The sequence below is a fragment of the Streptomyces sp. NPDC051211 genome (genome assembly GCF_040689505.1).
Taxonomy (GTDB): domain Bacteria; phylum Actinomycetota; class Actinomycetes; order Streptomycetales; family Streptomycetaceae; genus Streptomyces.
Genome location: NZ_JBFBAV010000043.1, coordinates 24,358 through 36,952, shown reverse-complemented (window position 1 = coordinate 36,952; position 12,595 = coordinate 24,358). Strand labels below are relative to the sequence as shown.

At 74.1% G+C, this 12,595-nt stretch carries 10 protein-coding genes; 4 read left to right on the top strand and 6 right to left on the bottom strand.

The window, feature by feature from the left end; translation table 11 throughout:
- Positions 1-106 precede the first annotated feature (106 nt).
- From ettA to AB0447_RS29875, 3 genes are read left to right on the top strand one after another with little or no spacing between them, the layout of a single operon-like run.
- Positions 107-1,771 carry an energy-dependent translational throttle protein EttA gene (gene ettA, locus AB0447_RS29885; protein WP_366479953.1) on the top strand — a complete coding sequence of 555 codons (1,665 nt, stop codon included), beginning with the start codon at positions 107-109 and terminating at the stop codon, positions 1,769-1,771.
- 5 nt (positions 1,772-1,776) lie between these two features.
- On the top strand, positions 1,777-2,226 hold the full coding sequence (locus AB0447_RS29880; protein WP_366479952.1) for a thioesterase family protein: 450 nt from the start codon (positions 1,777-1,779) through the stop codon (positions 2,224-2,226).
- Positions 2,223-2,924: a hypothetical protein gene (locus AB0447_RS29875; protein ID WP_366479951.1), complete on the top strand. Its 702-nt coding sequence runs from the start codon at positions 2,223-2,225 to the stop codon at positions 2,922-2,924. Before AB0447_RS29880 ends, AB0447_RS29875 begins: the two co-directional genes overlap by 4 nt.
- Before the next feature lie 31 nt (positions 2,925-2,955).
- Here the strand turns inward: AB0447_RS29875 and AB0447_RS29870 are convergent, their stop codons facing one another.
- Positions 2,956-3,360 carry a globin gene (locus AB0447_RS29870; RefSeq protein ID WP_366479950.1) on the bottom strand — a complete coding sequence of 135 codons (405 nt, stop codon included), beginning with the start codon at positions 3,358-3,360 and terminating at the stop codon, positions 2,956-2,958.
- Between the two features lie 85 nt (positions 3,361-3,445).
- On the opposite strand from AB0447_RS29870, the gene AB0447_RS29865 reads away from it, so the two are divergent.
- Positions 3,446-4,423: a methyltransferase domain-containing protein gene (locus AB0447_RS29865; RefSeq protein WP_366479949.1), complete on the top strand. Its 978-nt coding sequence runs from the start codon at positions 3,446-3,448 to the stop codon at positions 4,421-4,423.
- Positions 4,424-4,432: 9 nt separating this feature from the next.
- On the opposite strand, the gene AB0447_RS29860 is transcribed toward AB0447_RS29865, so the two are convergent.
- Genes AB0447_RS29860 through AB0447_RS29840 form a run of 5 tightly spaced genes read right to left on the bottom strand, consistent with a single transcriptional unit; the run spans position 4,433 to position 12,577 of the window.
- Positions 4,433-5,398 (bottom strand): FHA domain-containing protein, encoded by a 966-nt coding sequence (locus tag AB0447_RS29860; protein WP_366479948.1) that lies wholly within the window; start codon positions 5,396-5,398, stop codon positions 4,433-4,435.
- 45 nt (positions 5,399-5,443) lie between these two features.
- Complete coding sequence (locus AB0447_RS29855) at positions 5,444-6,766, bottom strand: VWA domain-containing protein (RefSeq protein ID WP_366479947.1); 1,323 nt, start codon at positions 6,764-6,766, stop codon at positions 5,444-5,446.
- A 19-nt stretch (positions 6,767-6,785) separates the two neighbouring features.
- On the bottom strand, positions 6,786-8,309 hold the full coding sequence (locus tag AB0447_RS29850) for a protein phosphatase 2C domain-containing protein (protein ID WP_366479946.1): 1,524 nt from the start codon (positions 8,307-8,309) through the stop codon (positions 6,786-6,788).
- Positions 8,310-8,312: 3 nt separating this feature from the next.
- A complete protein-coding gene (locus AB0447_RS29845) occupies positions 8,313-11,345 on the bottom strand; it encodes a tetratricopeptide repeat protein (RefSeq protein ID WP_366479945.1) in 3,033 nt (1,010 codons plus the stop codon).
- Positions 11,342-12,577 (bottom strand): hypothetical protein, encoded by a 1,236-nt coding sequence (locus tag AB0447_RS29840; protein WP_366479975.1) that lies wholly within the window; start codon positions 12,575-12,577, stop codon positions 11,342-11,344. Before AB0447_RS29840 ends, AB0447_RS29845 begins: the two co-directional genes overlap by 4 nt.
- Positions 12,578-12,595 lie beyond the last annotated feature (18 nt).

Below are 12,595 nucleotides of genomic sequence, written 5' to 3'. Positions count from 1 at the left end.
GGCGCCCCGGGGAGGCCCGGCGGGGCCGGACGGGTTTCCCCCGTGGGGTGGACGTCAGGCACTATGGGGTGTATCTGCCCACCATCGATCTGCCGGACGGTTTCTCTTGGCTGAGTTCATCTACACCATGCGCAAGGCGCGCAAGGCGCACGGCGACAAGGTGATCCTTGACGACGTCTTCCTGAACTTCCTGCCCGGCGCGAAGATCGGTGTGGTCGGCCCGAACGGCGCCGGCAAGTCCACCGTTCTCAAGATCATGGCGGGCCTTGAGCAGCCGTCCAACGGCGAGGCGTACCTGTCTCCCGGGTACTCCGTCGGCATCCTCATGCAGGAGCCCAAGCTCGACGAGTCCAAGACCGTCCTGGAGAACGTCGAGGACGGTGTCGGCGAGATCAAGGGCAAGCTCAACCGGTTCAACGCGATCGCCGAGGAAATGGCGACGAACTACACCGACGAGCTGATGGAGGAGATGGGCAAGCTCCAGGACGACCTGGACCACGCCAACGCGTGGGACCTCGACGCCCAGCTGGAGCAGGCCATGGACGCCCTGGGCTGCCCGCCCGGCGACTGGCCGGTCACCAACCTCTCCGGTGGTGAGAAGCGCCGCGTGGCCCTCTGCAAGCTGCTGCTGGAGGCCCCCGACCTGCTGCTCCTCGACGAGCCCACCAACCACCTCGACGCCGAGTCGGTGAACTGGCTGGAGCAGCACCTGGCCCAGTACAAGGGCGCCGTCGTGGCCGTCACCCACGACCGGTACTTCCTGGACAACGTCGCCGAGTGGATCCTCGAGCTCGACCGCGGCCGCGCCCACCCCTACGAGGGCAACTACTCCACCTACCTGGAGAAGAAGTCCGAGCGCCTCAAGGTCGAGGGCAAGAAGGACGAGAAGCGCCAGAAGCGCCTCAAGGAAGAGCTGGAGTGGGTCCGCTCCAACGCCAAGGGCCGCCAGGCCAAGTCCAAGGCCCGTCTCGCCCGCTACGAGGAGATGGCCGCCGAGGCGGACAAGATGCGGAAGCTGGACTTCGAGGAGATCCAGATCCCGCCGGGCCCGCGCCTGGGCTCCATCGTGGTCGAGGTCTCCAACCTCTCCAAGGCCTTCGGTGACAAGGTCCTCATCGACGACCTGTCCTTCACGCTGCCGCGCAACGGCATCGTCGGCATCATCGGCCCGAACGGCGCCGGCAAGACCACGCTGTTCAAGATGATCCAGGGCCTGGAGAAGCCGGACTCCGGCGAGATCAAGGTCGGCGAGACCGTCAAGATCTCGTACGTGGACCAGGGCCGCGCCAACATCGACCCCAAGAAGACCCTCTGGGCGGTCGTGTCGGACGAGCTGGACTACATCAACGTCGGCCAGGTCGAGATGCCCTCGCGGGCGTACGTGTCCGCATTCGGCTTCAAGGGCCCGGACCAGCAGAAGCCGGCCGGCGTGCTCTCCGGTGGTGAGCGCAACCGCCTGAACCTGGCGCTCACCCTCAAGCAGGGCGGCAACCTGCTGCTCCTCGACGAGCCCACCAACGACCTCGACGTCGAGACCCTGTCCTCGCTGGAGAACGCGCTCCTCGAGTTCCCGGGTGCGGCCGTGGTCGTCTCCCACGACCGCTGGTTCCTGGACCGAGTCGCCACGCACATCCTGGCGTACGAGGGCGAGTCCAAGTGGTTCTGGTTCGAGGGCAACTTCGAGTCGTACGAGAAGAACAAGGTCGAGCGCCTCGGCCCGGACGCCACCCGTCCGCACCGCGCGACCTACAAGAAGCTCACGCGAGGCTGAGCAGCGTGGCCAGACACATCTACCGGTGCCCCCTGCGCTGGTCGGACATGGACGCCTTCGGGCACGTCAACAACGTGGTCTTCCTCCGCTACCTGGAGGAAGCCCGCATCGACTTCATGTTCCGGCTGGCGCCGGGGAACGGCTCGCAGTCCTTCCAGGGCGGGTCCGTCGTGGCCCGGCACGAGATCGACTACAAGCGGCCGCTCGTGCACCGGCACGAGCCGGTCACCATCGAGTCCTGGGTGACGAAGATAGGCGCGGCGTCGCTGACCATCGCCTACGAGGTCAAGGACGCCGACGTCGTGTACGTCAGCGCGTCCACGGTCGTCGTCCCCTTCGACCTGGAGGCGCAGCGGCCCCGCCGGATCACCGAGGAGGAGCGCCGGTTCCTCCAGGAGTACGTCGACGACTCGGCGACGTCGGGGCCGTCGGCCGGCTCGGCCCGGGCCGCATGACCGGACAGCTGCGCTTCGCCGATTCCGGGGAGGCGGCGGACCTCGCCGCCTTCCTGGGCCGGCTCGTGCACTACGACCGCGCCGCCGCGGTCCGCCTCCAGGCGGGCGGCGGCGCGCTCGCCGTCTTCGGCCGCCCGCCGTCCTTCGAGGTCCTCGCGATCCGCACCGCCCGGCTCGCCGAGCCGGTCACCCTGGACCTCACCGTGTCCGCCGGTGAACTCCTGGAGTCCGTCGACGAGACCGCCGGCACCGCCGCCGTCCCGGGGCCCGTCACCGGGCCGCCCTGGGCCGGTGTCCTGCCGCCCCGCGGAGGCTGGCGCCAGGTGCCCGGACTGCCCGGACCCGACGCGATGCGCGCGGCCGTCGCCGCCGCCGTCGCCGAGTTCCGCTCCCGCGACGAGGCCCTGCCGGAGGACCGGCGCACCCGGGCCGAGCGGGACCGCATCGGCCGCGAGATCTGGTCCCGGACCCTGGGCGACACCGAACTGCCGCTGCGTGCCGTGCATGCCGCGCAGTCGCTCGGCTTCCTGAGGCCGATACGGTCCACCGTGCCGGCCCGGACCCCCGCGCCCGGCGCCCCCGAACCGGTGGCGCTGTTCGCCTCCGGGAGCTGGCTGCGCCTGCGCACCCCGTACGGGTCCGTCGCCACCCGGCGCCCCGGCGGCGGCCTGGGCTCCCTCCAGGTCCGCCCCGTCTGACCGGTACGGCCCCGGCCGGGGCGGGCAGGACCTAGTCGCCGGTGTTGATCATCGAGGCGGCCGCGTACGTCAGGTACTTCCACAGCTGCGCCTCGTGCTCCGGGGCCAGCGCCAGCTCGTCCACCGCCACCCGCATGTGCCGCAGCCACGCGTCGTGGGCCGCCCGGTCCACCTGGAACGGGGCGTGCCGCATCCGCAGCCGCGGGTGGCCCCGGTGGTTGCTGTAGGTGGTGGGCCCGCCCCAGTACTGCATCAGGAACAACGCGAACCGCTCCTCGGCCGGACCCAGGTCCTCCTCCGGGTACATCGGACGCAGCAACGGGTCTTCCGCGACCCCCTGGTAGAAACGCCGCACCAGACGGCGGAAGGTCTCCTCGCCGCCCACCTGCTCGTAAAAGGTCTGCTCCTGAAGCGTGCCCCGCGGAATCTCATTCACCCGACCATCGTCTCAGACGCCCGGACGGAGGACGGGAGTCCTAGGACCGTTCGCCTCCCCGCCCCGCGCGCAGGACAGTGGAGGCATGGGCGCACACCAGGTGCACGCCGTGCACACCGTGGACCCCGAGGCCGCGCACGCCGCGCAGGTGCGGGAGCTGACCGCGGCCGGGGTGCTGCGCGATCCGGCCTGGCGGGCGGCCTTCGCGGCGGTGCCCCGGCACGTCTTCGTCCCCTGTTACTTCACCGGCCGGGGCGCCGGCCAGGAGCGGGTCTGGGGCGAGGACCCCGATCCCGCCCAGCGGGCCCGCTGGCTGCGCGGGGTGTACACCGACACCCCGCTGGCCACCCGGCTGCGCGACGGCGAACTCGTCTCCTCCAGCAGCCAGCCCTCGCTGATGGCGAAGATGCTGGCGGCCCTCGACGTCCGGGACGGCGACAACGTGCTGGAGATCGGCGCCGGCACCGGCTACAACGCCGCCCTGCTCTGCCACCGGCTCGGCGACGAGCGGGTCACCACGGTCGACCTGGACGCGGACATCACGGAATCCGCGCGGGCGCACCTGGCGCAGCTCGGCTACCACCCCGCCGTGATCACCGGGGACGGAGCGCGCGGGGCACCGGGCCGGGCCCCGTTCGACCGGATCATCGTGACCTGCACGCTGCCGCAGATCCCGCACGCCTGGCTGGGCCAGTGCCGGCCGGGTGCGCGGATCCTGGCACCCCTGGCCACCGGGCTGATCGCGCTGCGGGTGCAGGACGCCGACTTCGCCGAGGGCCGCTTCCTGCACACCTCGGCGTACTTCGTGCCGCTGCGCGGAGCCGAGGCTGCGCCGCAGGGGGTCGGGGGCGGGCCGCCGTACGAGCTGCTGGAGAACGAGCGCTTCCAGTTCATGCTGGTGCTCACGGCGGGCGCGCTGCACCCGCGGGAGGCGCTGGACCTGTGGCGCACCGAGGGGAGGCCGGCCCGGGAGCGGTTCGGGGTGACGGTCAGCGGCGCGGGCCAGTGGTGCTGGCTGGACGATCCCCAGGGGCCGTACGTGTGGCCCCTGGGGGAGGGGTGAAGGGGGAGGTCAGCCGCGGCGGACGGTGATGGTCGTCCAGGCGCCGACGTGCACCCGGTCGCCGTCGTTCAGCGGGACCGGCACGTACGGCTGGATGGGTTCTTCGCCGCCGTTGATGGTGGTGCCGTTGGTGGAGTTCTGGTCCACCACCGCCCAGCTGCCGTCCGGCTGCTGGACCAGGACGGCGTGCTGGTGCGAGACGCCCGGGTCCTCCGGCGGCACCGACAGGTCGATGTCCGGGGACTCACCGGTGGAGGCGCGGCGACGGCCGATGGTGATCTGGCCGCCGGACAGCGGAAGGTGCTGCTCCGGCGAGTAGGCGGGCAGGTTGAGCCCGGCCGCCTCGGGGCCGCTGCGGTGCATCATCGCCATGAAGTACGAGCGGTCCGGGCCGACCGTCGCGGTCCAGGCGCCGCCCTGGGGGCCGGGGCCGCCCTGGCCCGGGTACCCCTGCTGCTGGTGCTGCTGGTGCTGCTGGTGCTGCTGCTGAGGGTGCTGCTGGTGTTGCTGCGGGGGCGGCGGAGGCTGCTGCTGGTACTGCTGCTGCGCCTGCTGGGACGGCGGCGGAAGCATCCAGTCGTCCCCGCCGCCCAGCGCCTCGGCCGGCCGGTTGACCTGGGAGGGCCGCGAGCCCTGGTAGTCGTACGGGTCCTGGGCGAACGGCGCGGGCGCCGGCGGGGCGGGGGCCGGCGGGACCGGGGCCATGGGCTGCGGGGGCGCCGCCGGGGTGTACGAACTCGCCGTACGGGTGAGGAAGTTGTACCGGCACTCCTCGCAGAACGGGGCCATGGCCTCGCGCGGGGTCCGGCACTGCGGGCACAGTTCGGCCTGGGCGGTCGCGTCGCCGCCGGAGGGCGGGTAGCCGTATCCGTAGGAGGGCGCCGCGGGCGCGCCCGCGGGGGCGGCCATGCGGTGGCCGCAGACCTCGCACCAGTCGTCGGAGACCGATTGGTGCCCGTTCGGGCAGGTCGGCATGTCGGCCCGTCCCCCTTCTCCCTGCGTCAAGACGGCAGGTCCTCGTCAGGTCTTTTTCACTCGTACGGTTTGGGTGGAACGCGTTTCGAGGGTCATCTCGTCCGCGTCCGCAACCTTTGCCTTCAGCCGCACAGTACCTGCAGCCGCATCGACGACGTCGACCACCTTCGCCAGCAGTTTGGCAGTGTCCTCGTTCCCGGACGCAACTGCCAGCTGTACGGCACGACCCAGCTTGGCCGTGGCGCCACCGGTATCACCCAGTTTGCGAGCTTCGAGTCCCTGCTGGATGGCCTGGGCCAGCTCGGCCTGCCCGGTGTAGTGGGCCACCTGGGGGTTGATCGCGGTGGAAGCGGCCAGATCGTCCGTCCACACGGCCCGGACCAGTCCCTGAGCGAGTACCGACGGCGCCTGGCCCGCCGGGTCGGGGAGCACCAGCGAGACCCGCGCGGCCAGCATCTCCCGGCCGACGCCGGCCTCCGGCACGCGGACGCACACGTGGTACTCGCGGGACTCGTCTCCCCAGGACCCGGTCGGGTAGTCCCCGGCCCGCGGCCCGGTCTCCGTACGGCGGTCCGTCAGGTCCAGCACGGTGGGGGCGACCTGCTTCACGTACCGGATCTCCGCGCCGACCGGGGTCCACAGCCGCAGGCTGACGTCCGCGACCTCCTTGCCCATGGCCTCCTCCATCATGTGCCGGAAGTCCCCGGCCAGGTGGGCCGGGTCGGCGACGATGTCGGCGGTGCCGAGCAGGGCGCTCGCGATCCCGGTGACCTCCTTCACCTCCCAGTCGGTGCCCACCCCGCGGGCGTCGCAGGTGAACCGGCCGGCGCAGGCGTCGAGGGTGGCGCGCAACCGTTCCGGCTCCTCGTGTTCGTTGCGGCCGTCGGTGAGGAGGATGCCGTGCCGGATGGCGGCGGAACTGCCCCGCAGCAGCCCGTCGGCGAGCCGCAGCCAGGTGCCGATGGCGGTGCCGCCGCCGGACCGCAGCAGTCCCAGGGCTTCCTTGGCCTGGGCGCGGGTGGCCGCGTCGGCGACCGCGAGCCGGCCCTGGCCGGGATAGACCTCCTTGGCCACGTGGGTGCCGGCGATCACCGCGAAGGAGGTGCCGTCGCGCAGGGCGTCGACGGCGGTGGCGGTGGCCTGCCGGGCCCCCTCCATCTTGGCCGGCGGGTACTCCATCGACCCGGAGCAGTCGACCATGATCACGACGGCGGCGGAGCCGGGCAGCGCCGCCCGGGTCGCGATCGCCCCGCCGGTGGAGGTGACGGTGACGATGGCGTGGACGTCCCGCCCGCCCATGGGCAGGAACTCGTTCTGGTAGACCTCTGCGGTGAACCGCGGGGCGCTCGGCTTGGCGAAGTTCGCCACGGGACGGTCTCCTTGCGGATCAGGCCTGCGGGGTGGCGGACGGGGGCACGGCGAACGGCACGACGGCCACGGTCACGTTGTCGTGACCGCCGCCGTCGAGGGCGTGTCCGACCAGCACCTGGGCGCTGTGCAGCGGGCGCGACGACGCGTCGACGGGCACCACGGAGGCCATCTCGGCGGCCGACTCGGCGTAGTTCCACAGCCCGTCGGTGCACACGATCACCACGCCCGGGTGGTCCGGCCGGAAGGACTTGGTGTGCGGCTCCAGTTCGTACGCGTCGGCGCCGAGCCAGCCGGTGATCGCGTGGGCGCGTACGTCGGCGTAGGCCTCGGCCTCGCCCATCAGTCCGGCCGCGACCATCTGGGCGGCCCAGGAGTCGTCCTCGGTGAGCCGGTGGGGGAGGGCGGCGCGGTCGTCGGGCACCCAGTAGGCCCGGCTGTCGCCGACCCAGCCGACGGTGAGCAGGCCGCCGCTGACCACCGCGCCGACCAGGGTGCAGGCCGGCGCGTTCTGGGCGCCGGGCACCTCCGGGGCGAGCGCGTTGACGGCGTTCGCCGCGGCCAGGATGGCCGAGTGCATGGCCTCCTGGGGGTGCGCGCCGCGCGGCAGGGCGTCCAGCAGGGCCTCGTTGGCGGCGGCCGCGGCGGCGGCGGAGGCGTCGTCGGGGCGGCTGGCGGAGGAGACGCCGTCGCAGACGATCGCGATGGTGGCGGCGGACCCGTCGGGCAGCGCGGTCGCGGAGACCGCGAAGGAGTCCTCGTTGCGGTGGTGCCGCAGGCCGCGGTCGCTGACGGCGGCGACGCTGCCGAGCTCCTCCTCGACGTGGTCGCGCTCGCGGGGCTGGGCGTGCCCGCAGTTCTCGCAGTAGCCGTCGGTGTCGACCCGGCCGGCCCGGCAGGCGACACAGGCCTTCCCGCCCGGGGCGGGGGCCGCGGGGGCGGGGGCGGGGGCCGGCGAGGCCGCCGGCTCGGCCGGGGCGGGCGTGTCGTAGCGGCCGTGCTCGCCGTGGCCGGCCGCCTCGCCGTGATCGGCGCCACCGGCGGAGGCCCCGTGGGCGTCGTGCCTGGCGTGCCCGCCGGCACCGGCGGCAGCGCCGTCGTACGGTCCGGGCACGCCCGGGGTGTTGTGCCGGGCGGCGGCCCCGTACGGGTCCTGCGACGGGCCGTCGTACCGGGTGGGCCGGTGCTGCTCCCAGCCGTCCGGGGCGGTGGCCTCGGTGCCGGGCCGGCCGGCCGAATCACCGGCCGCCTGCGGCACCGCCGCCGCGGCACCCGCCATGCCCTCCCAGCCGGGCGCGGGCAGGCCGGGGGCCGGCGCGGCCGATCCGAAGGCTCCCGCCGGGCCGAACCCGCCCGGCGCGGGCGCCGGCGCCGTCGGCGCGTAGCCCTGTGCCGGGGGCTGCACGGACACGGCCAGGGTGGGACGGTCGGCCTGTGGCGGCGGGGAGGACAGGTCGTGTCCGCAGCGGCCGCAGAAGAGGTCGCCCTCTTCCAACGGCTCCGCGCAGCTGGGGCAGCCCGACGGCTGTTGCATCCGCTCCATCACTCACACCCACGTCCGGGGACGGAAACGGTTTGCCCGTTCCACCAGTTCGATCCGCTCCTCGCCCCGCTGCGCCAGCCGGGCCAGGACGCGGTAGGAGCGTTCCAGGCCGAAGCGCAGCCCCCGCTCGTCGAGTTGACTGCCGAGCAGCGAGGTCCGACCGGGGTCCGCACCCCGGCTACCCGACAGTACCCAGTCCAGGGCCGAGCCCAGAACCTCGGTCGACAGCCGTTCGTGCCGTTCCGGGCTCAGGCCGAACCGCCGCAGGGCTTCCACCTGCCCGGCGGCGGCCGACAGATCGGCCAGCAGCGGCTCCACAGGGGACCGTTCGCGCAGACGTGCCCGTACCGCCGCGACCCGCGCAGCGGTGTAGTGGATCGAGGACTCCGGTACGGATTCCAGCGTGCGCACCGCTCCGGACCGGTCCCCGGTGGCCAGCTGCACCCGGGCCAGCCCGAAGGCGGCGCTGACGAACCCCGGGTCGGTGAGCCAGACCAGCCGGTAGTACTCGGCGGCGTTGTCCAGCTGGCCCAGGATCTCCGCGCACAGGCCGAGCGCCAGCTTGGGCGCGGGCTCGCCCGGGAAGGCGTCGTAGACCGCGTCGAAGGACAGCGCGGCGACCTCGTTGTCGCCGGTGGCGAGCGAGGTGATGCCGCGCGCCCAGACCACCCGCCAGTCGTCCGGGTGCCGGGCCTCCAGCTCGGCCAGCGCCGGGCCGGCCACGGCCAGTTCACCCAGCTCCAGCCGCGCCCGCAGCTCCCGCAGCCGCAGTTCCGCGGAGTCGGCGGGCGCGGAGCCGAGGGCGCCGAGCAGATCGCCGGGTGCGGAGGCGAGCAGGCCGGCGAGGAACCCGGCGTTGGGGTCGGTGGAGTCCACCAGCGGCACGGGCAGCGCGAGCGCGGTGTCCCTGGCGTCCAGCGTGGCGAGCCGGGCGAGTCCCTCCGGCCCGGCCTCCCCCTGCCGGGGCGCGGGCACCCGGGCGGTCCCGGCCGGTGCGGCCGGGAGCGGTGCCGGTGCCGCGGCCGGCGCCGGCCCGCCCGCCACGTGCGTGGCGGTCGTCCCGATCCCGACAACGGCCCCACCGGCCGGACCGGCCCCGGCTGCCGCGACGGGCACCCCGCCGGGCGGTGTACCGACCGGCAGGCCGTGGCTGTTGGGCCCGGGCACCGGCACCCCGCCGGGCGGCGTGCCGACGGGCAGGCCGTGGCCGTTGGGCCCGGGCACCGGCACCCCGCCGGGCGGCGTACCGACGGGCAGGCCGTGGCTGTTGGGCCCGGGCACCGGCACTCCGCCCGGCGGCGTGCCGGCCGGCAGGCCGTGGCCGTTGGGCATCGGAACACCGTTCGCCGGGGCACCGGCCCACGGGCCTGCCTGCGGCGGCACCGCGCCGCCCGCCGCCGGGCCGTGGCCCGGCCCGGCAGACCCGGGCGCGCCCAAGGCAGGCCCGCCGGCCGAGGGCACGGCCGGGCCCACCGCACGGCCCCGGCCCCGGCCCCGGCTGCGGCCCGAGGCGGGGCGGGCGCCCAGGTGGGAGACCTCGCGGTCCGGGGAGTCCGCGAACAGCAGCGTGTCCGGGACGCGGAGTTCCGGGCCGAACAGCGTGGACAGGTGCGGGCGGGGCCGGCCGCTCTGGAGCGCGACCACCTCGCGGAGCACCCCCGTCAGCTGGTCCGCCATCTCCTGCGCGGAGGCGAACCGCCGGTCCGGATCCGGGTCGGTGGCCCGTACCAGCAGCCGGTAGAAGGACTCGTACCGGCGGAACACCTCGATGTGCTCCGGATCCGGCAGCGAGTCCGCGAACACGTTCGTGTAGCCCTGGAAGTCGAAGGTGAGGACGGCCAGCGTCCTCGCCACCGTGTACAGGTCGGACGCCACCGACGGCCCGACCTCCGCCACCTCCGGCGCCTGGTAGCCGACCGTGCCGTAGATGGCCGACTCCTCGTCGTCCATCCGCCGCACCGCGCCCATGTCGATCAGCTTCAGCTGATCGGCCTGCTGGATCGCGTTGTCCACCTTGAAGTCGCAGTACAGCAGGTTGCGGCTGTGCAGGTGCCCCAGCGCCTCCAGCGCCTCGATGCCGTAGGCGCAGGCCTGTTCCACCGGCAGCGGATCCCGCCGCCCGTCCGGCCGGCGCCGCTCGTTCGCGATCTCCTTCAGCGATTTCCCGCCGACGTACTCCATGACGATGTACCCGTCCAGCGAGCCCGTCCGCTGGTCCAGGTGCTCCACGAAGTTGTAGATCCGCACGATGTTGGAGTGCTCGATCTCCGCGAGGAACCGCCGCTCCGAGATCGCCGCCGCCATCGCGTCCTGGTCCCCGGTGTCCAGCAGGCCCTTCAGGACCACCCACCGGTCCGACACCGCCCGGTCCACCGCGAGGTACACCCAGCCCAGACCGCCGTGCGCCAGGCAGCCCGCCACCTCGTACTGGCCGTGGACCACGTCACCGCCGCGCAGCTTCGGCACGAAGGAGTACGGGTGGCCGCACTTGGTGCAGAAGCCCTCGGTCCGGCCCGGCCGGTCGCCGCGCGAACGCCCCACCGGCGCCCCGCAGTCCGACCGCGAGCAGAACCGCTTCCGCTCCGGCACCTCCGGATTCTCCAGCACCGCCGCCGAAGGATCCGGACGCGGAACATCCGGTACGGTCACCAGCCCGGCCCCCAGCCGGTTCCGCCCCGACGCCGCGGACGCGGAGCCCGAACTGCGCACCGACACCGACCGCGTGGACACGGTCCCCGACAGCGCACGCGAAAGCCGCCCCGACACCGACCGCCGCGAGGACGACGACCGCGAGGACCGCGCCGAGGCCCGCGAGGACGAAGCCGACCGGGCCGAGCCCGAGGACCGCGCCGACGGCCCCGACCCCGCAGACCCGCCGCGCGCCGCACTCGTCATCCCGGTCGGCGGCGACACCACCTCCGAGGCCGCCGCCTCCGGCGCGATCCCGCAGGTGTCGCAGTACAGCTCCCCGCCGCCCATGTCCTCGTACGCACCGGGGCAGTCGGGCCGCCGGCACGCAGTCCCGGCCAGGCTCATCTCGTGTCCTCTCTCGGCGTCAGGGCTTCGGCCGTCGCCTGCTGGTAGCGCAGCACCGCCTGCTCGGCGGCCCGCAGGTCACAGGGCGCGCTCCACAGCATCCGCCGGGCCGTGTCGTACCGCTCGGTCAGCAGCGGGTCCTCCGCCATCCCGTGCCGGGCCACCTTCGCCCGGTACGCGTCCAGCCGGCCGCGCAGCTCCGCCCGCACCGCCAGCGGCGCGGTCACCGCCGTCAACGAGGCGCGGGCCCGGCGCAGTTCGTCCTCCGCCCGCTCCTCCAACGACTCCAGCAGCGGGGACAGCCGGTGCCACTGCGCGTTGCGCCGGTAGTCGGCGGCCGCCGCCAGCTGCTCCTGGAGCGCGATGGGCGGGCCGCTGACCGCCGGGACCTCGGAGGCGGCGATCTTCGCCAGCACCTCGCCGCGCGCGGTCCGCGCCTCGGCCAGGGTCCGGTCCGCCCGCGACAGCACGTCCCGCAGGCTGATCAGCCGCTGCTCGGAGTCCTGCCGCACGTCCAGGACCGCCTCCACCTCCCGCCGTACGTCCTCCAGCGCCAGCGCCGCCCGGTCGTACCGGACGGTGTCCGGGCGGCCGCCGCCCGGCGCCGAACTGCCCGACGAGGGCACCCAGAAGGCCAGCGGATCGGCGATCACCTCCGCGCGCAGCGCGGTCAGCTCCGCCGTGATCTCCGCCAGGTCGTCGCCCGCCGGATGCTCGCCCGGCCGCACCCCCACCGAGTGCGCCAGCGACCGGGTCCGGTGCAGTTCGGCGGCCAGCAGGTCGATCCGGGCGGGCAGCGCCGACCACACCGCGTCGGCCGCCACCACCACGTCCAGCGAGCTCGCGTACAACTCGTTCATCCGCGCCACCAGCTCGGCCAGCGACAGCCGCTCCGCGAGCCGGTTGCTCTCCACCGTGCCGCCCGCGATCAGCACCCCCGGGCCGCGCAGCCGCTCGGTGAGCTCGATCAGCTCCTCGCGGTTCGGCCACCGGCGCCGGTCCCGGATCTCCCGGGCGGCGGACAGGGCCCCGCTGTACGCGTCGAAGTACGTCCACAGCCGGCCGATCGCCGCGTCCGCGGCCGCCCACCGCTCCTTGGTGACGCCGGTCAGCCCGGCCCCCTCCAGCAGCCGTCGGCCGGCATGGTCCTGGAGCGCCAGCAGCGAGCTCTCCACCGCCTCGTGCTCCGCGCCCAGCCGGGCCAGCGCACGGTCGACCTCGTCCCGGTCCATCACCGCCTCCGTTCCGGT

Excerpts from the sequence above, each read along its gene's own strand:
- AB0447_RS29875 (WP_366479951.1), top strand. The coding sequence starts at position 2,223 with ATGACCGGACAGCTGCGCTTCGCCGATTCCGGGGAGGCGGCGGACCTC.
- AB0447_RS29865 (WP_366479949.1), top strand. The coding sequence starts at position 3,446 with ATGGGCGCACACCAGGTGCACGCCGTGCACACCGTGGACCCCGAGGCC.
- AB0447_RS29860 (WP_366479948.1), bottom strand. The coding sequence starts at position 5,398 with ATGCCGACCTGCCCGAACGGGCACCAATCGGTCTCCGACGACTGGTGC.
- AB0447_RS29850 (WP_366479946.1), bottom strand. The coding sequence starts at position 8,309 with ATGGAGCGGATGCAACAGCCGTCGGGCTGCCCCAGCTGCGCGGAGCCG.
- AB0447_RS29845 (WP_366479945.1), bottom strand. The coding sequence starts at position 11,345 with ATGAGCCTGGCCGGGACTGCGTGCCGGCGGCCCGACTGCCCCGGTGCG.
- AB0447_RS29840 (WP_366479975.1), bottom strand. The coding sequence starts at position 12,577 with ATGGACCGGGACGAGGTCGACCGTGCGCTGGCCCGGCTGGGCGCGGAG.